We start from the raw sequence: 22,516 nt of genomic DNA on the forward strand, positions 1-22,516 counted from the left end.
GGGGTGTTCTTTCTTAACTGCGGGGAGGCCATTGACGGGTTTGTGCCACCCCACCCGTCAGCGCTCCGCGCCGACACCCTCCCCGCCAGCGGGGAGGTATAAATGGGTTAGACGCCCAATATCCAGCCTTCTTCGGTCAGCGCAATATCGACCTCGTCCTCACTCAACCCCTTCGGTGCGCCGAACAGCGACCCCAGCGTGCCCTTGTCGTCGAAATCGGCCAGAGCCGTGGCCGTCAGGCGCACATGGGCGGCGTCCTTGACCTCAAGATGTTCGGACGCGCCCGGATAGAGCGATGGGTAGATCTCGGCGATGACCGTATCCGTGCCCTCAAGATCGGCCTCGGTCAGGGGGGCGAACCCGGTCTCGAACGGCCAGATTTTGGACTTCGGCAACGCCTCTCGCAGGGCGCGCACCGCCGGGATACCGAGCAGGGTCTGACCGCCGACCACGCCCGCGCCATGCATTTGCCACACCGTCTTGGCCTGAGTGTGTTTGCCCAGCTTGCGTGCGGCGTCTTCGGTCAGACGGAACTCGGGAAAGTCGCCATAGCTGGCCGGTTTCAGCGTCGACAGCCACTTCTGCGCGGCGTTCTTGGGGCAGCCCCAGAACGGAAACGCCTCGTCGGTCGTCAGGCGGTTGATCTTGGCGGCGACGGCAAAGCGGTTATTGGTGTTGTCGGCCTTATCGACGACGTTTTTCACCACGAAATCCCACATCGACTGCCAGTTGGTCAGGCCCAGCTTCGCCGCTGTACCGCGCGGGAAGCCGAAATTGAAATCGAAGCCCAGGAAAATGCGGTCGCCGCGCTTGTGGAGGTCGCCGACGATCGTCTTCAGCAGGGCGACGGCTTCGGCGCGCGTGGCGGGATTATGCGACTCGTAAGACAGGCGAAAGCGCACATCGCGCTTCATGACGCCGATCCACACTGAGGACTCGCCGGTTTTCTTACCTTCGGCGGCGCTCCAGTCAACGATCACATAGGCTCCGAACAGACGCGCCACGGCAGGCTCCTATCGAATTAAAACAACTGGCGGGGGTTTTAGCCCAAGGGACGCGCCGCACCAAACCCTAAACTGTGCATTGTCGGTTTTATGTGCCATTTTGTATTTCCATCCGGCGGGAAATCCTGTGTACAAATAGCCGCCCGCACTTCGGGCGCTTGGATAAAAGGTAAAATTATGACCGTTTTGAAAGCGGGCGTCGCCGGCGCCGGGGTGTTCGGGGGGTATCACGCCAACAAGTACAAGGAAGCCGAAGTCGCGGGTAAGGTCAGCTTCGTCGGCATTTACGACCTCGATCAGGCGCGCGCCGAAGCGGCTGCCGAAAAGTTCGGGGTCACAGCCTTTTACGGTGAGCAATTGCCGGATTATCTCGCGCAGCTCGACGTCATCACTATTGCCGTGCCCGCCTTCGCTCATGCCCAGGTCGCGCTGAAAGCACTGGCGGCGGGCGTCCATACCTATGTTGAAAAGCCGCTGGCTATCACCCAGCCCGATGGCGAGGCCATGGTGGCGCTGGCGGCGGACAAGGGCGTGGTTCTGGTCTGCGGGCATCAGGAACGCGCCGTGTTTGAGGCCATGGGCCTCTATGATGTGCCGGAGCGCCCGTTGCGGCTCGAAGCCGTGCGTAACGGCACGGTCTCAACGCGCAATCTCGATGTCTCGGTCGTGCTCGACCTGATGATTCACGATCTCGATCTGGGGCTGACTCTGGCCGAAGGCGAGGCGGGCGGTATCGAGGTTCAGGCGAAATTCCGCACCGACGAAGGCTATCAGGCGGTCGGCGCCGACGAAGCCGCGGCCGAGGTCAAGTTCGATGACGGGTTCATAGCGACCTTTGCCGCGTCGCGCATGGCCGAGGCCCGCGAACGTACCATGCGGATCGTCTACCCGTCGGGCGAGTTGTTCATCGATTTGCTGAACCGCAAGTTCGAGAACAATACGCCGTTCGCGCTCAATCCGGATTTCGCTGAAGCCGATATCGCCCGTGATCCACTGGGGACCAGCGTGTTCCGTTTCCTCGACAAGGTCGCCGGTCTGCGCGACCGGCCGCTAGCGACGGGCGAAGAGGCGTTGAAGGCATTAACGCTGGCCTTGGCGATAGATGAGGCGATTGCCGAAGGTTTCTAAGAAAATTTTTGACCACGAAAAACACTAAAAGCACGAAAAGCACGAAAAAGCTGTGTCGATTGCCGCGCTTAGCGCCCTGAAGTTGGAGTCGCAACGCTGTGTAACAGGCCTTTTGGGCGAAGCTGTATCAGCCTTCTTTTTGGTGCTTTTCGTGTTTTTCGTGGCTAAATCTCAAGCCGCAGCCGCAAGCGCTAACGGCTCTTGAATAGCACCGTAAAGGCCAGCACCGCATAGCCCGCGCCCATAAAGGCGTATTTGTAGTGCGCCATGATATCGACGCCTTCGCCTTCGAACGGACGGAAATAGCCGATCAGGCTCGCGAAGACCAGGGTCACCGAGATCAGAAACAGCAAGATTGTCGTTGCCGTAGGTTTCATAAGCCCTTCGCGTGTCCCCGCTTAACCCTATACCCGCAGTTATTCAAATATTTGTGATGATGGCAATGGAATTGTGCGCACCCATCACAGAGCGGGCCTGAGGAAGAGGAGTTCGTGCAACACCACCAGCACCGTAAAGGCCGAGGTCGCCACCATGACGCGTAAAACACCCAGTTCCGCGGGTTCGAACGCCACACGGCCCTGAAAAATCGCCAGAAACGGCACGATCGAGGTGCGGCGCATGACCGACGCATAGGCATCGCCGAAGGCCGCCTCGCGTTTGCGGTCGATGCTATTGGCACCCAGAAGGCTCAGCGCCAGCAAGGTGCCGAAAAACACCCAGGCCGCCAGATTGCCGTTACAGACGAGGTGCGTCGCCGACAGGAGCGCGATACCCGCCAGCACCGGGTGACGGCTGATGCGGATAATGCCGCTGACCGGTTCGTCGGGCCAGTGCCTCGCGCCTTTGAGATTGGTCGGGCTGGGGCTCAGGGCGCCGACGATCAGCAGCATCAGGCCGACGAAGTTGAACACGAAGGCGATGGTTTTGAGAATAAACGGCGCTTCCCAGAAATGATGATTGAACGGATCGCTGCGCGCGCCGAAAAAGGCCGTGACCATCCAGAAAAACCCGCCCAGCGACAGGAGGGCGAACAGCAGCTTGTAGATGCCGGCGCCGATAGCGTCGACCAGCTGCTCTTTAAGGCGGCTGCCGGAAATCAGGACATGGATGGAAAGGAAGAAGGCGCAGGCCAGGGCCAGGGTCCACATGAAAATCTTGGCCTTTTACAGATACTGGATAAGCGGGGCGTTGAGGACGTCACCATCCCGGGCGCCGTCGGATTTGGACTTTGGCGGAGGCGGCGGGGCGTCTTCGTCCGGCGTGTGGGTGTGAACGACCGGTGCGGGTGGTTCAGGGACGGGAGCCGGAGGAGGGGGCGGATTGAGTTCTTTTTCGATGTCGGCCAAAGGTTTACGGATGATCGCTTCGACGTGGTAGAACCAGCGCCGGGCGGTTTCCATGGCGGCGCGCGGGCCTTCGGCGCGGGCGGTCAGGGCGTCGTTGGGGTCCCACAGGACCAGTTCGAAATCCGGTCGCGACGGGTCGTTGAACATCAGGCGGATGGTGACGCGGTCGACCTGAGGCGCGATGTCGTCGAACATCTTATGGGCACCGCTGCGGATGATGCGGGCGGCGACCTTGTTGTTGACGAAGACCTCGATCCCGATGATCTCGACCATGCCATAGACGCGGGTCGGCGCCTTGCCGAATTCGCGCACGATGACGCAGGTATTGGCGAGGTAGGAGAGGGCGGCGGCGGCCTTGCGCGCGGGTTCGATCGATACCACGTCGGGCCGCGCGCCGTTGAGCGCTTCGGCGACTTCATCTTCCAGCTTTTTCGGCGCTTCGACGCGGGAATCCCATATCCGGTAAAGCACCAGCAGCACGGCCAACGCAGCGGCCGTCAGGATGATGATGGTCGGCAGATACTGGTTCACGACGGCGTCTCAATTCCCCAAAATAAGACTCTGCCGTATATTAACCACGAAACGGCGCGGGCGTTAAGTTTTAATCCTTCCCCGTTTACGGGGAAGGTGGATTTTTGCTGAAAGCAAAAAGACGGAAGGGGGAAGCGGTGTTTCAACTCGACGGGAAAGCGTTTAAGGACTCTACGGTCTCCCCCTTCCGTCACTTCGCTTTGCTCAGTGCCACCTTCCCCGTAAACGGGGAAGGATGTAAGTCTTTTTGGCCCCGTAAACGGGGAAGGATGTTAGATTTCAGGAGAGGGTAGATCGGTGCGTTGTGCCGGAACGGGCTTTTGCGGGACACGTTTGATCACGGCATCGACGTGGGACAGCCACTTGCGGCCCAGTTGCACCGCCTCGCTCGCGGTCTTGGGGTGGACGCTGCTGGTCGTCACATCGCCAAACAGCGTCAGTTCGAATTCCGGCGTCTGGACGTCGGCGAAGATCAGCCGCAGCACAACGCGCGAGGCGTTGGGGTAGGTCTCTTCCAGCACCCGGCGCGGTTCGCCTTTTTGCGTGCGGGCGACGACACGCTCATCGACGATCAGCTCGGCCCCCTCGATCTCGTCGAAGGTGAAGACCAGCCCGTGACGGCCTACATCCCATAGAATGGCCAGATCACCGTGGCTGAAATCGAGCCCGGCGGCCTTGGTGTTGCGCGTGTCGAAGACGAGGGCGTCGGGTGCGTGGCCCAACGCCGTCGTGACGCCGCGGGCCAGACGGCGGGTGTTTTCGAACCACCACAGCGCGCCGGACGCGATCAGGGTCAGCGCCAGAGCGGCGAACCCGAACCACAAGATGACGCGCAGGGCCTGTTCCATCATACCGCCGAGCTAAGAACTACAGGCTTAATAAAAGCTTACGGATCAAGTCTTAGGTCGCGCGGGTTAATTTTCGGTGAGCAGTTCGACGCCGACGGGCACGTGGTCCGACGGTTTGGCCGTTTCATGCGTCCGGCCACGCGCATCCTTGTGGATTTCGAAACCTTTGAGGCGATCGGCGGCCTGCGGCGACAGCAGGTGGTGATCGATGCGGATGCCTTCGTTCTTTTGCCACGCCCCGGCCTGATAATCCCAGAAGGTGTAGCGGTTATCGGCGGGCGGCAGGACGTCGAAGGCATCGGTATAGCCCAGATTTTTCAGGGTCTGGAACGCGGCGCGGGTTTCGGGCTGATACAGGGCATCGTCCAGCCATGCCGGTTCGCGGTAAAGATCAGCCTTGAAGGGGATCGTATTGAAATCGCCGGATAAAATGCTTATCTCTTCATAGGCCAGAATCTCTCTGGCGCGCGCGATCAATCGTTGATACCAGCGGTGCTTATAGGCGTATTTGTCGGTGCCGATCGGATTGCCGTTGGGCAGATAGATCGACGTGACGCGCACCGGCACGGGGCCATCGACCACGGCTTCGATATAACGCGCCTGTTCGTCCTCATCCTCGCCGGGCAGGCCCTTTTCGACGTCCATCAGCGGGGATTTCGAGATCAGGGCGACGCCGTTATAGGTCTTCTGCCCGTGGACGGCGACGTTGTAGCCGAGCGACTCGAAGGCCTCATAGGGAAATTTTTCGTCGATGCACTTCAGTTCCTGGAAGGCGCAGACATCGGGTTGCGCGTCGGCGACCCATTCGAGGATCAGCGGCAGGCGCGCATTGACCGAATTGACGTTGTAGGTGAAGAATCTCATGGCGCCGATCCACATATTCCCTTCTCCCTGAGGGAGAAGGTGGCACGAAGTGCCGGATGAGGGGGAAATGTTGGAATCGAGTCTATAGCCTACATTTCCCCCTCACCCCAGCCCTCTCCCTCAGGGAGAGGGGGTATAGTTTAGATCGAAAAGCTCACGCCGCAGCCGCAGGACGATTTGGCATTTGGGTTCAGGATCTTGAACTGCGCACCGACCAGTTCTTCGACATAGTCGATGATCGAGCCCGACAGCAGCGGCGCGGAAATCTCATCGACCAGCGCCTTCGCGCCTTGATATTCGATGACCGCATCGCCGTCTTCGGCGGCGTCGACAAGGTCGAGATTGTACTGGAACCCCGAACAGCCCCCTGCATCGACCGCCACGCGCAGCATGATCGGATGCCCGGCTTCGCTGGACAGGTGGTTGATGTGGCGCGCCGCCGCGCCGGACAGGGTAATCTGGGTCATGCCGTCAATATAGAGGCAAACGCCCCGGAGTTTTAGGGGGCAAATCTCATATTTTCGCGCAAATCCGGTTGCCAGACGATCCGATAAGGACAAGGAAGGCGCAAAGTCGTATCCTACCCTGAGTTTCCGATGTCTGCCGATTCTGTTGCAAAGCCCCCCATGACCCTGTCCCTTGCCGCCTTTGCCGAAAACGCCGCTGCCTCAAGGGGGCGACTGTATCACGAGGCCGAAAGCTCGACGCGCACGCCGTTTGCGCGCGACCGTGACCGGGTCATCCACTGCACGGCCTTTCGCCGCCTGAAGGGCAAGACGCAGGTCTTCGTCGCCGACGAAGGCGACTATTTTCGTACGCGCCTGACCCATTCTCTGGAGGTGGCGCAGGTGGCGCGTTCGCTGGCCCATACGCTGGGGGCCGATCAGGACCTGGCCGAAACCATCGCCCTGTCGCACGATCTCGGCCATTCGCCCTTCGGTCACGCGGGCGAGGACGAACTGCACAAGATGATGGAGCCATGGGGTGGTTTCGACCACAACGTCCAGACCTTCCGCATCGTGACGCGGCTTGAGCACCGCTATCCGGCGTTCGAAGGCCTGAACCTGACCTGGGAAACGCTGGAAGGGATCATCAAGCATAATGGTCCCGTTGCGCACAAGCTGGGCAAGCCCGCTTGGAAATCGGTCGCCGATTTTTCCGACGAATGGGATTTGCGGCTGGAGACCTATGCCTCGCTGGAGGCGCAGATCGCGGCGATCGCCGACGATATCGCCTACAACAATCACGATGTCGACGATGGCCTGCGCGCCGGTCTGTTCACGCTGGACGAACTGCGCGATATCCCCCTGATCGGCCCGGCGATCCGCGAGGTCGAAAAGGACTGGCCGCTGATCGACACGCGCCTGCTCAGGCTGGAGGCCATTCGCCGGGTCATCGGTTTTATGATCCGCGACGTCTGTCAGGAAACCGAAGCGCGGCTCAGGGCCGATGGCATAGAGACCACCGAGGACGTCCGCCACGCGCAACGCCAGATGGTGCAGTTCTCGCACGCCGTCAACGAAGACCTGTCGCGGCTGCGCGCCTTCCTGTACGCGAAGATGTACAAGCATTTCATGGTCAACCGCACACGCTCTCAGGCCAAGCGCGTCCTGGGGCAAATGTTCACCTTGTTCATGGAAGAGCCCGAGGTTCTGCCGCCCGGTTGGTTCGGCCGCGTCTGTACCAAGGACACCGAGGCCCAGCGCGCCCGCGTCGTCTGCGACTATATTGCAGGCATGACCGACAGCTTCGCCATCAGTCAGCACAAGGCGCTGTTCAGTCTTTAGCTATTCCGCCTCCAGCCCCTCGGGCAGGGTGATGATAAGGTTAGGGTCGCGCCGCATCTGATCGAGCGCACCGCCCTTGTACAGGAACCAGCTCAACGGCATGGCGACGACGGTCTTGCCCGGCGTGTTCAAGGCGGCGTTCAGCACCGTGGCCCAACGGTCCTGATTTTCCTGACGAATGCGTTTACCGTCGGCTCTGGCGGGAAAGCAGCTATCGTTTTCCGCCGGGAACAGCCTGAGGACCGTGGCGATGTCGGCGGTGCGCCACGCCTCGATCATATCGGGCAGCTGATCATAGGTATGGTCCAGCCGGTCGAGCACGGCGTTCAGGCAGGCTTCGTCCCCGGCGGCGTCCAGCAGGTTGCGCGTGTTGCGGCCTTCGTCGCCCCCGGTGAACAGGGTGATTTCCTTGACGGGCGTCCCGACGCTGCGGGCGACGTCCGGCATTCGGGGCGGATAGCTTTGATTAACAAGATTGCCTTTGGCATAGGCATCGCGCAGGAAGAAGGTCGCGGCCCAGCCGGGGCGATAGCGGTCGTAGCGACCGCCATTGCCTTCACCCGCGCGCCGCGCTGCGGCCTTGTAGCGGGCATAGGTTTCCGGCGACACCACGTCCTTCAACCGGCCTTTTTTCAGTTCTACGAGATCGGCCGCCACGCGAACCATCGGGCTCTGGACCAGCAGCGCATTGGCGCCTTTGAGCCGCCGTTTCAGGCAGCGCTCGTCCCACCGCATGCCGAAGGTGACGGTGGTCAGGGTCGGCATGACCCACACCACCGAGTCGCCGCGCTGCAGCCGCCACATGGCGGGGCAGGGGGCATTGACCTTGACCTCGGTGACGCGCGGTGCCTTGACGATGACTTCGGTAATGTCCGACCAGCGCCCGTCCGCTGCGGTTTGAGCCTGTGCCGCCGTGCCGACGAGACACAGTAGGATGACCGCAAGCCGCGTCATAATTCTGATCATTTTTCCCCCATCCCCCGACTGATGCAGGGGTTAGTTTTTCGGCTGCAACAAATCCCACAGATTCCCGAACCTGTCACGAAAAACCGCTACCGTACCATAGGGTTCCTGCCGCGGGGCTTCGGTGAAGACCGCGCCCGCCGCGCTGAAGCTGGCATGGTCGCGGGCAAAGTCGTCGGTGAACAGGATCAGGAAGACGCGGCCGCCGGTCTGATGGCCGATGGCGGCGATCTGCTCCGGCGTGGAGGCCTTGCCCAGCAGCAGACGAGTTTCATGCGAACCCGGCGGCGCGATCAGCACCCAGCGCTTGCCGTTACCGAAATCGGTGTCTTCGATCAGATCAAAACCGAAGCCTTCGCAATAGTGCAAGATGGCCTCGTCGTAATCCGGGACGACGAGGGTGACCGCTGCGATATGGCTCATCGCGACGCTTTTTTCACGAGGAACATGGCGGCGTCGGCCTCGGACACCCAGGCTTCGGCGGAGGTTTGTCCATCATAGGCGCGCACACCGAACGAACCGCCGGTCTTGAGATATAGGCCCTGATATTCGAACGTGCCGAGGTGCAGTTCGGCTTCAAGCTTCTGCGCCTTCGAACGGGCGACCGCAAGATCGGCATGGCGCAGCAGGATGGCGAATTCATCGCCACCCATCCGGCCGACGCTGTCGCCTTCGCGAACATTGGCTTTCAGCAGTTCAGCGACATAGATCAGGGCGGCGTCGCCCGCCGCATGGCCATAGGTGTCGTTGATGCTCTTGAAGCCGTCCATGTCGAGGAAGATCAGGACGGCCGCTTCGCCGTAGCGCTTGCAGTCGCTCATGGCGCGGGCCATGTCGCGCAGGAAGGCGCGGCGGTTGAGCGTCGGCGTCAGGACATCGTGATCGGCCAGATGCTCTGCCGCCTGCGCCTGTTCGGACAGAGCCTTCATATCGGCCTTGAGGCGGGTGTTTTCGCGGATCAGGCTGTCGATCAAAGCGCGTGCCGCGTAGGGCCATTCCTCACCGGTCTCCGCAAGGGTCGGCGCGGCCTGCGAAGTAGTTTGGGGCCGGGGCGTCGCCAGTGCGCTGACCGTGCCGAAATGGCTTTGCAGCAGGTTCTGCATCGACGCGGTATAGCCACCCGCCGCGCTTCCGGGCATGGGGGCGCGCGGGGTATCCGGGTCGTTCTGAGACGCAGGGGGAGGGAGGCTCATGGCGCGGAGTTTAGCGACCTTTTCACTGTCATGCGAGTGTTAAATGCGGCGGGTGACCTTGCGGTCACCGCTTTATTCCTATAGTGCGCGCAGCTTAATATTAACGCGCATGTCTGACGACGTTTCGAAGGTAATGCGCGACTCTGACTTACCCTCGTTCGCAAGTTTGGGAGCGCCTGATGGCACAACCTGAAACCTCACCTAAAGTGGCCATCATCATGGGGTCGCGCTCCGACTGGCCGGTCATGAAGAAGGCCGCCGAGGCGCTCGACGGTCTGGGGGTCGCCTACGATGCGCGCGTCGTGTCGGCGCACCGCACGCCGGAACGCATGGTCGACTTCGCCAAGGGGGCCAAGGCGGCGGGCTTTCAGGTGATCATCGCCGGCGCCGGGGGCGCGGCGCATCTGCCGGGCATGACGGCGTCGATGACCACCCTGCCGGTGTTGGGCGTGCCGGTCCCGGTGCGCGACGGCCTCAAAGGCATCGATTCGTTGCTGTCGATCGTGCAGATGCCGGGCGGTATTCCGGTCGGGACGCTGGCCGTCGGTGAAGCGGGCGCGAAGAATGCCGGGCTTCTGGCGGCACAAATTCTGGCCCTGACCGACCCCGACCTGAGTCAACGGATCGAGGCTTTGCGCGCCGCCCAGACCGACAGTGTACCCGATAGCGTCGAGGACTAAGCGTGAAGCCTCTTCCTTTAGGTTCTAAAATCGGCATTCTCGGCGACGGCCAGTTGGGGCGCATGTTGTCACAGGCCGCCAGTCGTCTGGGTTTCAAGGTCGTGGTCTATGGCCCCGACGCAGAATCGCCCGCCGCCAGCGTCTCGGCGGTATCCAAAGTCGCCCGCTATACGGACGAGGCGGCGCTGGATCGCTTTGCGGCCGCGTCGGACGTGATTACGTTCGAGTTCGAAAACGTGCCCGTGTCGTCGCTGGAATACCTGGTGTCCAAAGGCGCGAAGGTCGCGCCGAACGCCCGGGCGCTGGGGATCACGCAAGACCGCGTTCTGGAGAAGTCTTTCGCGCGATCGGTCGGTATTTCAACGGTTGATTTTTACGAAATCAACACGCTGGATGATCTCGAAAAAGCGATTGCGATCAATGGTGTACCGTCGCTTCTGAAAACGCGCCGCGAAGGTTATGACGGCAAGGGGCAGGTATGGATTCGTCACGCCGACGAGGCCAGGGCCGCCTTCGAAAGCCTGAACGGCGCGAAGGCCATTCTGGAAGCTAAGGCCGATTTTCTGCGCGAAGTGTCGGTGATCGCCGCGCGCGGTTTCAATGGCGAGGTGCGCACCTATCCGGTCGGCGAAAATCACCATGTGAAAGGTATTCTGTCGACGACCCTGGCTCCGGCAGCGATATCGGAAACCTTAAAAAACCGTGCCGAGGATATTGCGAAGAAAGTGCTGGAAGGCCTTGATTACGTAGGTGTTCTGGGTGTTGAGCTGTTCGTGCTTGAGGGCGATGAGCTGGTGCTCAACGAGATCGCGCCGCGCGTCCACAACACCGGCCACTGGACGCAGGACGGCTGCCTGTGCGACCAGTTCGAGCAGCATATCCGCGCCGTGGCGGGATGGCCGTTGGGCGATACGACCGCGCGCTTTCAGGTCGAGATGACAAATCTGCTGGGGCCGGACATTCTGGCGTGGGAGACCCTGTCGCAGGAGCCGGATTCACGCTTGTACGTCTATGGCAAGGATGATCCCCGCGAAGGCCGCAAAATGGGTCACATCAACCGGTTGAAGCGTTCGCTGTAAGATAAGAAAACTTTACCACGAAAAGCACGAAAAGCACAAAAAGGCAGACGGATATAGTTTCGCCCGAAGGGCTTTTACCCGTATCGCGGCTCAGAATGCCAGGCGCTTTGCGCAAAGACGATGACACATCTTTTCGTGATTTTCGTGCTTTTCGTGGTAAAAATCTTCCTTAAGCCGCTGATCCGAAACGTAACTTTCCCAGGGTTTCCACGACGTTCAGGAGCGCCGTTTCAGGCTTGAATGGCAGTTTCGCCTTCCATTTCTCAAACGCCATGACCTGATCGATATTGCGATCGATCTGTTCGTTCTGCGCCTCAAGGCCGCGGGTCAGACGCGTCATCAAGGCGGTCGCCAGAATGCCCGACACGATCAGGCGCTTCGAATAGTGGTTCTCGTCCAGCGCCGTATCACCCGCCTTGCGCCAGATAAGATCCGCCGAATCCCACAGCAGGCGCTTATAGAGGCCCAGATGTTGCGGCAGACACAGATGCCCGATCAGACGGTGCGTCACGGCCTCATCGACACAGGCCGCCGCCAGTCGGGCGCGCAGCAGGGTGGCGATCTTCTCGCGGATTTTCAGACCCGCCAATGCTTCGTCCGTCCATTCCGCCTCGACCGCGTGGTCGCCTTCGCGCCACAGAATCGCGGCGATATCGGCGGGGCCGTTGGGGCAGACCAGCGCCACCTCGGCGTCGCTGAGGCCGATTCGTTTGGCGCCGGCGCGCACGGACAGGCTGTTGAGGCCCAGATCCGGCATCACGGCAGCCACGGCATGGGCCAGTTCGGTTTCCAGAGCGGTGAGAGCGTCGGTCATGGCATCTATATTAGGCTTTTGATTTAGGCCCGCCAAGCCGAAATCCGGTTCTGCGACCAAAGGCAGCGGCCAAAGCTGCCAGAGCGACGGTAAATTTATCGCGCATTTCAGGCATGAGGGTAAATAAGGGTGTTTTCCTGTCCGGTTCGGCTTGAATTGAGCGCAAGCTTGATGTATTGCCCTTCCCCACACGCCCGCAGACGTCAGTTTGCGGGCAGCTTGGTCTTTTAACCCCGCCCTTTTTCGGCCCAAACAAAAGGGCTGGCGGTTCACTGGAATGGAGAGATACCTCTGGTACAGATTTTTGTCCGCGACAACAACGTCGATCAGGCCCTCAAGGCCCTGAAGAAGAAGATGCAGCGCGAAGGTTCCTTCCGCGAAATGAAGCGCCACGTGCACTACGAAAAGCCTTCGGAAAAGCGCGCCCGTCAGCAGGCTGAAGCCGTGCGTCGCGCCCGCAAGCTGGCCCGCAAGCGCATTCAGCGCGAAGGCGGTGCTGCTCCGGTTCGTGCCAAGGCCTAAGGCTTTCGTCTTCGGACAGAGTATAAAAAGCGTCGGAACTCCGGTTCCGGCGCTTTTTGCGTTGCAAAATAACGCGGGCGCGGTTTGATAGCTCAACAATAAAAGCCACCGAGACCCAGATCATGCGTTCCAAATCCCCGTCTAAAGGCCCCAACGAAGCCCACATCGCCATCCGCACCATCGCCATGCCCGCGGATACCAATCCCAACGGCGATATCTTCGGCGGCTGGCTGATGTCGCAGATGGACCTGGCGGCGGGCAATGTCGCCGCCCGCCGCGCTGTGGGCCGCGCCGCTACCATCGCCGTCGAAGGCATGACCTTCCATACGCCGGTTCATGTCGGGGACGAGGTCTCGGTCTATGCCGAACTGATTTCGGTCGGCCGCACCTCGATGAAGATCAGCGTCGAAGCCTACCGCCGCTCGCGCCACAACGATGAACGCATCATGGTCACCGAAGCCGATTTTACCTTCGTGGCCATCGATGAGGACGGAAAGCCACGGCCTTTGCCGCTTCCCTGATCGTCGCAGATGCCGATTTACCATAATTCCGTTGACCCGCCGGTGAAGCCTTGTCATTTTGTCGGGTGTTTCAGGGAGGTTACGAATGGCGAAACAATCCATGCTGATACGGCTTCGTAACTGGTTTACCGACTGGTCGGAGGATAAGACGCGGGCGGTGCTGAACGTGACTCTGGCGGTGCTGACCGGCCTGTTGCTGGGGCTGGTGCTGGACACGGTGTTCCGTCAGATCGGCAACTATATTTTTCCGCCGCCGCCGACCTTCGATATGGCCAGCCCCGAGGATATTCGCACCCTGCTCGATACGGTGCCGGCCGACGCCTATATCATCAAGCTCGTTTCCTGGACGCTCGGCACTTTCGGCGGTGGTTATATCGCCGTGCGCATGGCGCGGACCGGCGCGTTTCCGGCCTGGCTCACCGGCATTCTGCTGGTGGCCAGCTACATGATCCATATGAGCATCATTCCGCACCCGAACTGGGTGGTAATGATTTGTCTGCCGCTATGCGCGGTCTCGGCCTATGGCGCGGGGCTGCTGGGCAATTACGTCACCCTGATGCGGTTGCGTCAGACGGCCTGAGCCGCCTGACGGTAGCCTTACTTCGCCCGATCGTCGATGCCGATCCGTGACGGCACGTTGTCGAAGGTGAAGCTGACCGCACCCTGATATTCCGACGGTACGAAATAGGGCGTCCCCGCCGGATAGGCGTCGGCGACCGCCGAGCGCGGCAGAATCTTCTGGCTGCCGTCGGCCATAACGACGCGGGCATTACCGGCCCCGACGAAATAGACCCGGTCCGGCTTGGGGGCGAGGGCGAACAGGGCCCCGGCGATCTTTTTCAGGACGCGGCCGCTCTGGTCTACGGCCTTGATCAGCGGCGCGGCAGGCATGGTCTTCGCGGGGGTCTCGGTGGCATAGATGCGCACCTTCATGGCGACGCTCATATCTTTTGGGCCGGTCAGGACGATCTTGCCACCGCGTAATTGCGCCAGAGTCGGCAGGGGGGTAATGCGCCCGTCGCCAAGGATGCTCAGTTTTTGGCTCTGGCCATTGTGTTTAAGGATAATCGAGCCGTCACGGGCGCTGCCGTTCTTGATCTTGAGCAGGTAGGCGACGGTGATTTCGTCGCGCTCCGCGATCGGCAGGGCCAGGAATTTCGACAGGAACGGAAAGGCCTGATCGGCAGAGACTTCCTTCTGCACGTCGTCGGCCACAGCGGGCGCGGCCATAAGGACCGGCGTAGCGGCCAGGGCACCGAAGCTGAGGGCGCTCGCCAGAACGAGCGGGGGCATACGCTTAAACATGAGGAGGTCCACCACTTTTATTATGAAAGGCCGTTGTAACGACCGGATATTACGAAAATAAGGCTGAACGCGGGATGAAAATATCAAGGCAGAATTAAGATGAATATTTGGCTTTCATCGCCGTATAGCTGTCGAGGATCAGGTCTTTCAATACCGTTTCGTCGACATCGCTCAGGCGGTTGATATGCAGACACGAACCGCTGACCTTGTGTTTGCCGAGCCTGACCAGATGCCGCGTCTTGTCCGTGTCGCCCGACAGGACGTAAAGCGTAAGGTTGGCGCTGCGCGGCGAAAAGGCCGCCAAAGGCCAGTCGGCGGGCTTTTTCGATGAATTGACGTAGGTGTAGCGACCGAAGCCGACGATGGCCGGACCCCACATGACGGGCGATTCGCCGGTCGCTTCGCTGAACAGGTCGATCAGGCGCAGGGCGTCGGCGCGATGTTTTTCCGGTGCGTCGGTTGCGATATAGACGCGCGGATCGACGTCGGTCGGCTGGGTTTTAGGTTCAGCCATTACACTGGCTCCTCTGTCGGTCGGTGGGCGCTCAACCCCTTGTTCACGCCTCTGGTAATGCCCTGCCGGACCTTATGGCGGAAGATCGAGACGACGATGGTCGAGACGACGAAGATCAGGATCAGGTTGTAGGTGATGACGCTGGCGACCATGCGCGGGCTTTCACGGTTGTAGTCGACGCGGCGCAGATAGCAGCCGGTGGCGTCGAACAGACTGAAGGTCAGGGCGTTGACCGTCGAGTCGAGCCAGAATTCAGACGCGACGGCGAGGTGCCCCGTGGTGCGCGGTTCCGTTTGCGGCGGCAGGTCGATAGGGGCGGCGCCTCTCAGCCAGACCGAACAGGCGGTTGGGCGCGGCAAGATATAATAGCCGCTCGCCGGGTCGCTGTTTGTGTCGATCAGCAGGCTGCCGGTGACCAGAAGCGTCATCATGCCGGGCAGGGCAAGCACAAGGCCGCCGTTTTTCAGCGCCAGTTTCAGGCGCGGCCAGCCTTCGGCGTTCTGCGGACGCTCCATATCGACCAGACGGATGCGCGCGATGACCAGCAGCAGCGGCGCGCCGATCAGACCGAACAGGGCGATCAGGCCCCCGGCGGGCAGAAGCAGGGGGTGATCGCCAAGCATGCCGTGCTGAACGGCGACATGGCCTGTGGCGACGATCGCGAGAGCGCCGAGTGCGATCAAGGCGCGGGCCGCGGTCCAGCCGTTGACGCGGGCCCGTTTGCCGCTCAGGGCGCGGATCAGGGCCAGCCCCAGATGCGCAAACGCCGACAGCAGCAACCATAGCCCGACGATCAGCGCCAGAGCTACACTGGCGAGGGCAAGCCCGGTGAAGAGGTTGTCGTCGTCGAGCACAAGGGTATTCCATCAGGCTGGCGAGGCCTTATTAAGGATGGCCGAATGCCGTTATGTCAATGCGGGAACGGCACAAGAGTCTGCAATTCGGCGGTCGCTGTCGCGCCCCAGCGTGGCGGCAGGCCGTTGAGACCGCGCACCCAGTCCTCGACGATGGCCGCCTGCTGCTCGTAACCATAGGCCTGAAACGGCTGGCCGGGGATAGGCCGGTAACGATAGTGCCCGCGTTCACGCCACAGATAGTGCCACAGCGTCATGCCGTTGGCATATTGCCAGACGTGAGTCAGTTCGTGCGCCAGCAGCCCGAGGGTCTCGGGCCGGGCCGACAGGTCGTCGGGCAGGTTCGGCCAGAAGATGCGCTGACCACGCACGACGATCAGGGCACTGCGTCCGATCAGTTGCGACAGGCGCGACACCGGGTGATGCGCCGCGACCAGTTGCACTGTGTCCAGCGCCAGCGCAGCGATCAGGCGCGAAGGCAGGGCGTGGATTTCTCTGTCGTTGAGGGGGCGGTGGGGCACAGGCATTCGAGAAAGGTAGTCATTTCAACCGAGGGCACAAGCGCCTATAACGATCTCTCAGTCCCGGAGGCCTGCCATGAGCGAGATCGATCCCCCCGCCAAGATCCAGTCGGCGCATCTGGCGCTGCGTGCCGGTCCCGTGGCCGTGCGCATGGGGGTTGAGGTGACGCCCGCCGGTATCTGGGCCATAGCCGGGCTGATGTCGGGGATTCTGCTGTCCACCGCCGTGCTGGTCGGGGTGGCGGTGTCGGCAAAACGGAAATGAATAACGGCGCGGATCACTCCGCGCCGTCCGTCAGAATCTGTCGTAATTAGTTGCCGCCGCCCGCGGCGACCATGCCCGACTGCGGCGAGAGCAGGTTCCCACCGCCCGCAGCGACCATATTGCCGCCACCGGCCGCGACCATGTTCCCACCGCCCGCGGCGACCATGTTGCCACCGCCTGCAGCGACCATGCCGCTGGTGTTCAGGATGGAACCGAATTTGGCGTTATTGGCCTGATTGGCCAGCTGGATACCGGCGGTGCCCATGGTGCGCAGTTCGGCATTGGTATAGAGGCGGGTGAAGCTCCAGCGCTGGTTCGACTTGGCGTAGCTGCCGGCCTTTTCGCAGGTATAGGCGATGATGCGGGCCGTATCGTTGGAACTGGCGCCTTCGATATCGGCGCACCAGCCTTCTTCGTTGCGCAGGAAGCCCTCGGACGTATTGGCCCAGCGCTGTGCCGTCGAATTATTGCAGGTGGTAGCGATCAGCGGCGCGGCGCGCTTGGCATTATAATCGCCGGGCGAGGTCGACAGGCATTTGCCATTCACCATCAGCTGACCATAGGCGCCGACCTTGAACACCAGTTGCTGGTTCGTGCCGCCGTGGCAACCATATAGGATCGCGTCGTTGCTGCCGGCGCGGATATCGATGCACTTGCCGGTGGCGTGGCCGCTGGCGACAACGGGGGCGGCGGCCTGCGAGGCGCCAGCGGCAAGGGTTCCGCCCGCCGCCAGGGCGGCGACGGCGATCAGGGAAGAAATACGCATGGGTGTCTCCTGTGGTGCTCCCGGTCCGTTGTGCTGCCGGTCTGGCAGCGGGTGAACAGCCATGGCCCGGGCTCTGAGGGGAACATACACCATGTTTTCGTTTTGAAAATCGTTGTTCTTCGGCTGTCGGTATTTGTAATGCGGCGCTTGCGGCAGGCGGTTTCCCGTGTAACCTTCGTGCTGTGTCGATGGAGGGACGGGTCATGAAGGCCAGGGTAACGATCATGATAGCGGTGGCTCTGGTGGCCGGTTCGGTCAGCGCGGCTCCAAAACCGGAGGGGGTAAAAGAAGCCTCGGTCGAAAGCCTGCAAACCGCCATGCGCACAGGCGACACCTCCGCCGAAGCCCTGACCCGTGCATCGATCAAACGGATAGAGACCTTCGACAAGGCGAAGGGTCTGAACGCTGTCATCGTGCTCAATCCGAATGCCGTGGCTGAGGCAAAGGCGCTGGATGCCGAGCGCAAGGTCGGTCGGATTCGCGGGCCGCTGCACGGCATCCCGGTCCTGATCAAGGACAATGTCGAGACGAAGGACCCGATCGCCACCACGGCGGGTTCTCTGGCGCTGAAAGACAATATCACTGGACGCGATGCGCCGGTGGTGGCGCGCTTGCGGGCGGCCGGGGCGGTCATACTGGGCAAGACCAACCTGTCCGAATGGGCCAATATCCGCGACAACGACTCGATGAGCGGCTGGAGCGCGGTGGGCGGCCTGACTGGCAACGCCTATGACTCGCGTCGTTCGGCCTGTGGCTCCTCGTCGGGCAGCGGGGTTGCCGTGGCGTGGAGCTTCGCCGTCCTCGCCGTCGGCACCGAAACCGACGGCTCGGTCGTCTGCCCGTCGGCGATGAACGGCATCGTCGGGCTTAAACCTTCGATGGGCCTGATCTCGCGAACCCATGTCGTACCGATTTCGCATTCTCAGGACATCCCCGGGCCGATGGGCCGCAGCGTCAAAGATGTCGCCGTCATGCTCGGCGTCATGGCGGGCAGCGACCCCGCCGATCCTGCCACAGCCGGGGCCGACGGGCATAAGATCGATTACGCCGCCCGGCTGACGCCCGATGCGCTGAAAGGCGTGCGCATCGGCGTCCTGCGCGACCGTACCGGCGGGCCGGGCAAGATCGAACCCGTCTTCAACGGCGCGCTCAAATTTCTGGAGGCCGCCGGTGCCGTGCTGGTCGACATCCCGGTGTCGCGTATCGAAGGGCTCGGCGAAGCGGAACTGACGGTGCTCAAGACCGAACTGAAGGCCGATCTCAACGCCTATCTGGCCACGACGCCCGCCGCCGTGAAAACGCGCACGCTGTCCGATGTCATTGCCTTCAACAAAGCCAATGCCGCGACCGAAATGGCCTTCTTCGGGCAGGGCTTTTTCGAGGATGCCGAAAAGACCAGGGGTCTCGACGATCCGGCTTACAAACTGGCCGCCGCCAAGGCCCGTGCCGTGTCGCAGGCCCATATCGACGGTTTGCTGAAATCGTACAACGTCTCCATTCTCGTCGCCCCGACCTATGGCCTGCCGTGGCTGTCGGACGAGGTCAATGGCGATCAGTTCTCAGGTCCTTCGGCCAGTCAGTGGCCGGCCATGTCGGGCTATCCGCACCTGACGGTGCCCATGGGTTATGTGCAGGGGCTGCCGCTGGGGATGTCCTTTATCGGTACCCAGTGGTCGGATGAGGCCCTGCTCAGGGCCGGTTACGCCTTCGAACAGGTCGCCCGGGTCCGGGTGCCGCCGAAGGAATAATCCGCTCCGTTTTTTGATGGTTGGTGCCCCAGACCCCGAGACCATCCTTATGCGCGGCGGCGTAGGTTGAGGGAATACCGAACGAGGATTCTCCATGAAAACGCCGCTTCTGACCCATGCTAACCGTATTCTGGCCAACCGTATTCTGGGCTTTCTGCCCTTTGCGCAGGCCTTCACCCGACAACCCCAGTCGCCTCAGCTTATGGCCGCGGCGGCTCTGGTCAATACCCCATTCGTCCGCCGCGCCGCGCCGGGCCTGAGCGCCGCCGTCACGATCGGGCTGGCGGTGATGGCCGCCGCGACCTTCGTCAAAGGGCTGAAACGCCGCCATGACCGCACCATCCCCGAGGCCGAACTGGTGCGGTCGTCGGTCACCTGAGGCGGCCAGTCATGCGCACCTTGTCCTCTCACGTCCCGACCCGCCACGCTCTGTCGGTTAGCCTGTGGACCGGGCTGATCGTGGCCCTGTGCGGCGGCGGTATCGTTGCCACGCGCGTCATCGGGTTTTCGATGCCCGACGTCGTACAGGAAGCACGGCTCGATCCGCGGGCAATCTTCCCTGACACCACCGACGTGGTGCGTGAAACCCTTGATGTGAGACCGCCGAAACCGGCGGAGACGCGATCTGGTCTTTTTACCTATGCTTTTGCGCCATCGTCGTTCGATACGGCTTACAGGCCGATGTCGGAGACCGTGCCGCTGGAAGCGGACTCGCCGTCGCCTGTGGCCTATTCTGACGCCACAGCCGTCACCGGGGATAGACCGGTTGTCATCTATACCAATTCTGTGCAGACCGCCGACCTGTCACCGCGCGCCGGGGTAACGGTGTGCACTGACACTTGCCGCGACGCCGAGGCGGTGGCGCGGAATACGGTCGATAATACCGCCGAGCCCTTGTCGGAAGCTGCCCCGGTCATATCCGCCCCTCAGGCCCCGGTGGTCCCGGCCTCCGAAGGCGCGCCGGTGATCGTCGAGACGAATTAATGCCTTGTCAGGGCGACGTTCAAAAGAAGGCCTTTCAAGTGGCTCAGAAGCGCGGTGCCTAGATCGTCGGGTGAGTCCAGACTAATGGCATCGCGATAAAAACCTGAAACATCGTGCCCGATTCCTATGGCTGAAATACCGATAATGCCGTGGTTTTCAATGGACGTGATGACCTCAGTGAGGTGGTCGGAGAGTATATTGTGACCGTGGCGCGTCCACCCGTTGGCGTCGAGCGTCGAGTCGTCCACCGGGGCTCCGTCGGATATGACGACGATATGCTTGCGGGATTCTTCGCGTTCGGTCAGACGTGTCATCGCCCATTGGATGGCTTCGCCATCTACATTTTCTTTCAAAAGAAGAGGATGAAACATCGGTTTGAGCATGTAGCCCAGAGCCGATGAACGATCATCGTCAGCGGATTTGTAGATAACGTGGAGCAGGTCGCATAACCGGCCCGGATTTTTCGGCATGCCCTGGCCTTGCCAAAGTTTACGGGACTGTCCGCCTTGCCAGCTTCGGGTCGTAAAGCCGAGCAGTTCCACCTTGCAATTCAAATGGCTGAGGAAGTCCTGAGCCGCATCGACTGCCCCGGCCAGCATCAGAAGATTCTGACCTTTCATGGAGCCGGACTGATCGACCAGAAGCGTTATAACCGTATCATGACGTTGCGTTTCCGATGTCAGTTCGCGTATTTCGCCGGACACTTCAAGCGCGGCCATCGAAAGTCGCACACGCCACCCCTGAAGCCCGGTTTCGAAGGCTTCCCAGGCCTCGTCGTGGGCGCGTTGCCCCCCGGCATCCAGCGTCAGAAGCTTGCCAAGGTCGGCGGCCTCGACTACCCGATCGTATTGCGTGGTAAAGGCCTTGTAGGGATATGGAGCATAGGATTCCGATGCCGCCGGTCGTTCGGATGAGAGCGGCAACAAAGCTACGGGCTTTGTCTCCCGGCGAAAGAAAGCCGCAAGAAAGGCCCGCAGCTTCATCCTTAAACCTCGTCCTTGCCCGACGCGAAAATACACAGCAGCGTAATCAGCGCTGCCGCCAGCAGGTAATAGCCGACGTGGCTCAAACCATAGGTCTTTTGCAGCCACGTCGCGGCATAAGGCGCCAGCGACGCCCCGAAAATACCGGCGAAGTTGAACGTCAGCGACGACCCGGTGTAGCGCACGCTGGTCGGGAAGGGGGCGGCCAGCGCCGTGCCGATCAGGGCATAGGTCATGCCCATCAGGGCCATGGCCCCAATCGAGAAGCCGAAAATCCCCGCTTCGCTGCCGCCCATCAGGACGGGCAACAGGAAGGAGAACAGGGCGATGGCGACGGTCGTGCCGATCAGCACTTCACGGCGACCGAAGCGCTCGGCCAGCTTCGCCGACAGCGGGATGAACAGGCCGAAGGCGACCGAGCCCAGAATCTGGATTTCAAGCGCTTCGAGGAAGGGAATCTGGCGAACCTTGACGTTGTAGGACAGGAGCCACGCGCTCCCGATATAGAACAGAACAAAGGTGACCAGCGCCACGAAGGTGCCGAGGAACAGGCTGCGCTTGTGACGGGCGAAAATGTCGATCAGCGGCACCTTGACGCGTTCTTCCTTGTCGATGGCCTGCTGGAATTCCGGCGTTTCGGTGATCGACAGGCGCACCCACAGGCCGACGATGATCAGGGCCAGAGAGGCGATGAACGGCACGCGCCAGCCCCAGCTCAGCAGGTCTTCCTGAGAGATGAAGTGCAGCAGGATCCAGAACGCCCCCGACGACAGCAAAAGCCCCAGTGGCGCGCCCAGTTGCGGGAACATGCCGTACCACGAGCGCTTGCCTTCCGGTGCATTCTCGGTCGCCAGCAGCACCGCGCCGCCCCATTCGCCACCCAGCCCGAAGCCTTGACCGAAGCGGCATAGCGACAAAAGCAGCGGCGCCCACACCCCGATCTGAGCATAGGACGGCAGGCAGCCGATCAGCACCGTCGAAATCCCCATGGTCAGCAGTGCCGCCACCAGAGTCGCCTTGCGCCCGATCCGGTCGCCGAAGTGGCCGAAGACCATCGCGCCGATCGGTCGGGCGAAAAAGGCGATCGAGAAGGTCGCAAAGGACTGTAACAGGGCCGAGGTCGGGTCGCTGGTCGGGAAGAACAGGGTCGGGAAGACCAGCACGGCGGCGGTGGCATAGACGTAGAAGTCGAAGAACTCGATGGTCGTGCCGATCAGGCTGGCGACAAGCACCTGAGCCGGGGAATTGACCGGCTTGGCCAAGGGGGGCGCGATCTGGGCGGTGGTCATGAAGAAC

At 61.5% G+C, this 22,516-nt stretch carries 29 protein-coding genes; 11 read left to right on the top strand and 18 right to left on the bottom strand.

Annotated features, from left to right (window positions below; translation table 11 throughout):
* Positions 1-107 precede the first annotated feature (107 nt).
* Positions 108-1,004, bottom strand: coding sequence for a cobalamin biosynthesis protein CbiG (locus tag PQU92_RS09260; RefSeq protein WP_272747932.1), 897 nt, complete (start codon positions 1,002-1,004; stop codon positions 108-110).
* 177 nt (positions 1,005-1,181) lie between these two features.
* Here PQU92_RS09260 and PQU92_RS09265 point away from each other — a divergent pair, with 177 nt between their 5' ends.
* Positions 1,182-2,132 carry a Gfo/Idh/MocA family protein gene (locus PQU92_RS09265; RefSeq protein ID WP_303657344.1) on the top strand — a complete coding sequence of 317 codons (951 nt, stop codon included), beginning with the start codon at positions 1,182-1,184 and terminating at the stop codon, positions 2,130-2,132.
* A gap of 191 nt (positions 2,133-2,323) precedes the next feature.
* Here PQU92_RS09265 and PQU92_RS09270 read toward each other — a convergent pair whose 3' ends face one another.
* From PQU92_RS09270 to PQU92_RS09295, 6 genes are all read right to left on the bottom strand, one after another.
* Complete coding sequence (locus PQU92_RS09270) at positions 2,324-2,509, bottom strand: hypothetical protein (protein ID WP_272747933.1); 186 nt, start codon at positions 2,507-2,509, stop codon at positions 2,324-2,326.
* An 84-nt stretch (positions 2,510-2,593) separates the two neighbouring features.
* Positions 2,594-3,280, bottom strand: coding sequence for an NnrU family protein (locus PQU92_RS09275; RefSeq protein WP_272747934.1), 687 nt, complete (start codon positions 3,278-3,280; stop codon positions 2,594-2,596).
* A gap of 15 nt (positions 3,281-3,295) precedes the next feature.
* Positions 3,296-4,009, bottom strand: a complete 714-nt coding sequence (locus tag PQU92_RS09280) for a hypothetical protein (protein WP_272747935.1) — start codon at positions 4,007-4,009, stop codon at positions 3,296-3,298.
* Between the two features lie 272 nt (positions 4,010-4,281).
* Positions 4,282-4,857 carry a hypothetical protein gene (locus PQU92_RS09285; RefSeq protein ID WP_272747936.1) on the bottom strand — a complete coding sequence of 192 codons (576 nt, stop codon included), beginning with the start codon at positions 4,855-4,857 and terminating at the stop codon, positions 4,282-4,284.
* A 66-nt stretch (positions 4,858-4,923) separates the two neighbouring features.
* Positions 4,924-5,721 (bottom strand): exodeoxyribonuclease III, encoded by a 798-nt coding sequence (gene xth, locus PQU92_RS09290; protein ID WP_272747937.1) that lies wholly within the window; start codon positions 5,719-5,721, stop codon positions 4,924-4,926.
* A gap of 140 nt (positions 5,722-5,861) precedes the next feature.
* Positions 5,862-6,188, bottom strand: a complete 327-nt coding sequence (locus PQU92_RS09295) for a HesB/IscA family protein (RefSeq protein ID WP_272747938.1) — start codon at positions 6,186-6,188, stop codon at positions 5,862-5,864.
* 129 nt (positions 6,189-6,317) lie between these two features.
* Between PQU92_RS09295 and PQU92_RS09300 the strand changes: the two genes are divergently transcribed.
* Entirely contained in the window at positions 6,318-7,508 is a 1,191-nt protein-coding gene (locus PQU92_RS09300; RefSeq protein WP_272747939.1) for a deoxyguanosinetriphosphate triphosphohydrolase, read from the top strand.
* Here the strand turns inward: PQU92_RS09300 and PQU92_RS09305 are convergent, their stop codons facing one another.
* Genes PQU92_RS09305 through PQU92_RS09315 form a run of 3 tightly spaced genes read right to left on the bottom strand, consistent with a single transcriptional unit; the run spans position 7,509 to position 9,664 of the window.
* Complete coding sequence (locus PQU92_RS09305; protein WP_272747940.1) at positions 7,509-8,474, bottom strand: TraB/GumN family protein; 966 nt, start codon at positions 8,472-8,474, stop codon at positions 7,509-7,511.
* Between the two features lie 30 nt (positions 8,475-8,504).
* Complete coding sequence (locus PQU92_RS09310; RefSeq protein WP_272747941.1) at positions 8,505-8,894, bottom strand: VOC family protein; 390 nt, start codon at positions 8,892-8,894, stop codon at positions 8,505-8,507.
* A complete protein-coding gene (locus PQU92_RS09315) occupies positions 8,891-9,664 on the bottom strand; it encodes a GGDEF domain-containing protein (protein ID WP_272747942.1) in 774 nt (257 codons plus the stop codon). The genes PQU92_RS09310 and PQU92_RS09315 overlap by 4 nt, the downstream gene beginning before the upstream one ends.
* Positions 9,665-9,843: 179 nt before the next feature.
* Between PQU92_RS09315 and purE the strand changes: the two genes are divergently transcribed.
* Both purE and PQU92_RS09325 read left to right on the top strand, forming a co-directional pair.
* Positions 9,844-10,344: a 5-(carboxyamino)imidazole ribonucleotide mutase gene (purE, locus tag PQU92_RS09320; RefSeq protein WP_272747943.1), complete on the top strand. Its 501-nt coding sequence runs from the start codon at positions 9,844-9,846 to the stop codon at positions 10,342-10,344.
* Between the two features lie 2 nt (positions 10,345-10,346).
* On the top strand, positions 10,347-11,423 hold the full coding sequence (locus tag PQU92_RS09325; RefSeq protein WP_272747944.1) for a 5-(carboxyamino)imidazole ribonucleotide synthase: 1,077 nt from the start codon (positions 10,347-10,349) through the stop codon (positions 11,421-11,423).
* A gap of 169 nt (positions 11,424-11,592) precedes the next feature.
* Here the strand turns inward: PQU92_RS09325 and PQU92_RS09330 are convergent, their stop codons facing one another.
* The gene (locus PQU92_RS09330; RefSeq protein ID WP_272747945.1) at positions 11,593-12,237 is read right to left on the bottom strand and encodes a COQ9 family protein; all 645 of its coding nucleotides are present in this window, start codon (positions 12,235-12,237) and stop codon (positions 11,593-11,595) included.
* Between the two features lie 261 nt (positions 12,238-12,498).
* Between PQU92_RS09330 and rpsU the strand changes: the two genes are divergently transcribed.
* From rpsU to PQU92_RS09345, 3 genes are all read left to right on the top strand, one after another.
* Positions 12,499-12,759, top strand: coding sequence for a 30S ribosomal protein S21 (gene rpsU, locus PQU92_RS09335; protein ID WP_031229933.1), 261 nt, complete (start codon positions 12,499-12,501; stop codon positions 12,757-12,759).
* 122 nt (positions 12,760-12,881) lie between these two features.
* A complete protein-coding gene (locus PQU92_RS09340) occupies positions 12,882-13,280 on the top strand; it encodes an acyl-CoA thioesterase (RefSeq protein WP_272747946.1) in 399 nt (132 codons plus the stop codon).
* 85 nt (positions 13,281-13,365) lie between these two features.
* Positions 13,366-13,860, top strand: coding sequence for a hypothetical protein (locus tag PQU92_RS09345; protein ID WP_272747947.1), 495 nt, complete (start codon positions 13,366-13,368; stop codon positions 13,858-13,860).
* Positions 13,861-13,877: 17 nt separating this feature from the next.
* Here PQU92_RS09345 and PQU92_RS09350 read toward each other — a convergent pair whose 3' ends face one another.
* The 4 genes from PQU92_RS09350 to PQU92_RS09365 all read right to left on the bottom strand — a co-directional run bounded on the left by PQU92_RS09350 (position 13,878) and on the right by PQU92_RS09365 (position 16,474).
* On the bottom strand, positions 13,878-14,585 hold the full coding sequence (locus PQU92_RS09350) for a hypothetical protein (protein WP_272747948.1): 708 nt from the start codon (positions 14,583-14,585) through the stop codon (positions 13,878-13,880).
* Positions 14,586-14,679: 94 nt separating this feature from the next.
* Positions 14,680-15,099 carry a DUF1801 domain-containing protein gene (locus PQU92_RS09355; protein ID WP_272747949.1) on the bottom strand — a complete coding sequence of 140 codons (420 nt, stop codon included), beginning with the start codon at positions 15,097-15,099 and terminating at the stop codon, positions 14,680-14,682.
* Positions 15,099-15,953: a hypothetical protein gene (locus PQU92_RS09360; protein ID WP_272747950.1), complete on the bottom strand. Its 855-nt coding sequence runs from the start codon at positions 15,951-15,953 to the stop codon at positions 15,099-15,101. Before PQU92_RS09360 ends, PQU92_RS09355 begins: the two co-directional genes overlap by 1 nt.
* Positions 15,954-16,009: 56 nt before the next feature.
* Positions 16,010-16,474 carry a hypothetical protein gene (locus PQU92_RS09365; protein ID WP_272747951.1) on the bottom strand — a complete coding sequence of 155 codons (465 nt, stop codon included), beginning with the start codon at positions 16,472-16,474 and terminating at the stop codon, positions 16,010-16,012.
* A 76-nt stretch (positions 16,475-16,550) separates the two neighbouring features.
* Here PQU92_RS09365 and PQU92_RS09370 point away from each other — a divergent pair, with 76 nt between their 5' ends.
* Entirely contained in the window at positions 16,551-16,739 is a 189-nt protein-coding gene (locus tag PQU92_RS09370) for a hypothetical protein (RefSeq protein ID WP_272747952.1), read from the top strand.
* A gap of 46 nt (positions 16,740-16,785) precedes the next feature.
* On the opposite strand, the gene PQU92_RS09375 is transcribed toward PQU92_RS09370, so the two are convergent.
* A complete protein-coding gene (locus PQU92_RS09375; RefSeq protein WP_272747953.1) occupies positions 16,786-17,505 on the bottom strand; it encodes a ricin-type beta-trefoil lectin domain protein in 720 nt (239 codons plus the stop codon).
* 203 nt (positions 17,506-17,708) lie between these two features.
* On the opposite strand from PQU92_RS09375, the gene PQU92_RS09380 reads away from it, so the two are divergent.
* The 3 genes from PQU92_RS09380 to PQU92_RS09390 all read left to right on the top strand — a co-directional run bounded on the left by PQU92_RS09380 (position 17,709) and on the right by PQU92_RS09390 (position 20,237).
* Positions 17,709-19,253 (top strand): amidase, encoded by a 1,545-nt coding sequence (locus tag PQU92_RS09380; RefSeq protein WP_272747954.1) that lies wholly within the window; start codon positions 17,709-17,711, stop codon positions 19,251-19,253.
* A gap of 94 nt (positions 19,254-19,347) precedes the next feature.
* The gene (locus tag PQU92_RS09385; protein WP_272747955.1) at positions 19,348-19,632 is read left to right on the top strand and encodes a hypothetical protein; all 285 of its coding nucleotides are present in this window, start codon (positions 19,348-19,350) and stop codon (positions 19,630-19,632) included.
* Positions 19,633-19,643: 11 nt separating this feature from the next.
* Positions 19,644-20,237: a hypothetical protein gene (locus PQU92_RS09390; RefSeq protein WP_272747956.1), complete on the top strand. Its 594-nt coding sequence runs from the start codon at positions 19,644-19,646 to the stop codon at positions 20,235-20,237.
* On the opposite strand, the gene PQU92_RS09395 is transcribed toward PQU92_RS09390, so the two are convergent.
* Together PQU92_RS09395 and PQU92_RS09400 are read right to left on the bottom strand one after the other, a co-directional pair.
* Positions 20,234-21,220: a cobaltochelatase CobT-related protein gene (locus PQU92_RS09395; protein ID WP_272747957.1), complete on the bottom strand. Its 987-nt coding sequence runs from the start codon at positions 21,218-21,220 to the stop codon at positions 20,234-20,236. The two genes, PQU92_RS09390 and PQU92_RS09395, sit on opposite strands and share 4 nt — an antisense overlap.
* Positions 21,221-21,222: 2 nt before the next feature.
* Entirely contained in the window at positions 21,223-22,509 is a 1,287-nt protein-coding gene (locus tag PQU92_RS09400) for an MFS transporter (RefSeq protein WP_272747958.1), read from the bottom strand.
* Positions 22,510-22,516: the final 7 nt, after the last annotated feature.

This window comes from Asticcacaulis aquaticus (assembly GCF_028550415.1).
Taxonomy (GTDB): domain Bacteria; phylum Pseudomonadota; class Alphaproteobacteria; order Caulobacterales; family Caulobacteraceae; genus Asticcacaulis; species Asticcacaulis aquaticus.

Bases quoted from the DNA above. Each gene is read 5' to 3' on its own strand.
- PQU92_RS09265 (WP_303657344.1), top strand. From the start codon at position 1,182: ATGACCGTTTTGAAAGCGGGCGTCGCCGGCGCCGGGGTGTTCGGGGGG.
- PQU92_RS09270 (WP_272747933.1), bottom strand. From the start codon at position 2,509: ATGAAACCTACGGCAACGACAATCTTGCTGTTTCTGATCTCGGTGACC.
- PQU92_RS09275 (WP_272747934.1), bottom strand. From the start codon at position 3,280: ATGTGGACCCTGGCCCTGGCCTGCGCCTTCTTCCTTTCCATCCATGTC.
- PQU92_RS09285 (WP_272747936.1), bottom strand. From the start codon at position 4,857: ATGGAACAGGCCCTGCGCGTCATCTTGTGGTTCGGGTTCGCCGCTCTG.
- xth (WP_272747937.1), bottom strand. From the start codon at position 5,721: ATGAGATTCTTCACCTACAACGTCAATTCGGTCAATGCGCGCCTGCCG.
- PQU92_RS09295 (WP_272747938.1), bottom strand. From the start codon at position 6,188: ATGACCCAGATTACCCTGTCCGGCGCGGCGGCGCGCCACATCAACCAC.
- PQU92_RS09300 (WP_272747939.1), top strand. From the start codon at position 6,318: ATGTCTGCCGATTCTGTTGCAAAGCCCCCCATGACCCTGTCCCTTGCC.
- PQU92_RS09305 (WP_272747940.1), bottom strand. From the start codon at position 8,474: ATGATCAGAATTATGACGCGGCTTGCGGTCATCCTACTGTGTCTCGTC.
- PQU92_RS09310 (WP_272747941.1), bottom strand. From the start codon at position 8,894: ATGAGCCATATCGCAGCGGTCACCCTCGTCGTCCCGGATTACGACGAG.
- PQU92_RS09315 (WP_272747942.1), bottom strand. From the start codon at position 9,664: ATGAGCCTCCCTCCCCCTGCGTCTCAGAACGACCCGGATACCCCGCGC.
- purE (WP_272747943.1), top strand. From the start codon at position 9,844: ATGGCACAACCTGAAACCTCACCTAAAGTGGCCATCATCATGGGGTCG.
- PQU92_RS09330 (WP_272747945.1), bottom strand. From the start codon at position 12,237: ATGACCGACGCTCTCACCGCTCTGGAAACCGAACTGGCCCATGCCGTG.
- PQU92_RS09340 (WP_272747946.1), top strand. From the start codon at position 12,882: ATGCGTTCCAAATCCCCGTCTAAAGGCCCCAACGAAGCCCACATCGCC.
- PQU92_RS09345 (WP_272747947.1), top strand. From the start codon at position 13,366: ATGGCGAAACAATCCATGCTGATACGGCTTCGTAACTGGTTTACCGAC.
- PQU92_RS09350 (WP_272747948.1), bottom strand. From the start codon at position 14,585: ATGTTTAAGCGTATGCCCCCGCTCGTTCTGGCGAGCGCCCTCAGCTTC.
- PQU92_RS09355 (WP_272747949.1), bottom strand. From the start codon at position 15,099: ATGGCTGAACCTAAAACCCAGCCGACCGACGTCGATCCGCGCGTCTAT.
- PQU92_RS09370 (WP_272747952.1), top strand. From the start codon at position 16,551: ATGAGCGAGATCGATCCCCCCGCCAAGATCCAGTCGGCGCATCTGGCG.
- PQU92_RS09375 (WP_272747953.1), bottom strand. From the start codon at position 17,505: ATGCGTATTTCTTCCCTGATCGCCGTCGCCGCCCTGGCGGCGGGCGGA.
- PQU92_RS09380 (WP_272747954.1), top strand. From the start codon at position 17,709: ATGAAGGCCAGGGTAACGATCATGATAGCGGTGGCTCTGGTGGCCGGT.
- PQU92_RS09385 (WP_272747955.1), top strand. From the start codon at position 19,348: ATGAAAACGCCGCTTCTGACCCATGCTAACCGTATTCTGGCCAACCGT.
- PQU92_RS09390 (WP_272747956.1), top strand. From the start codon at position 19,644: ATGCGCACCTTGTCCTCTCACGTCCCGACCCGCCACGCTCTGTCGGTT.
- PQU92_RS09395 (WP_272747957.1), bottom strand. From the start codon at position 21,220: ATGAAGCTGCGGGCCTTTCTTGCGGCTTTCTTTCGCCGGGAGACAAAG.
- PQU92_RS09400 (WP_272747958.1), bottom strand. From the start codon at position 22,509: ATGACCACCGCCCAGATCGCGCCCCCCTTGGCCAAGCCGGTCAATTCC.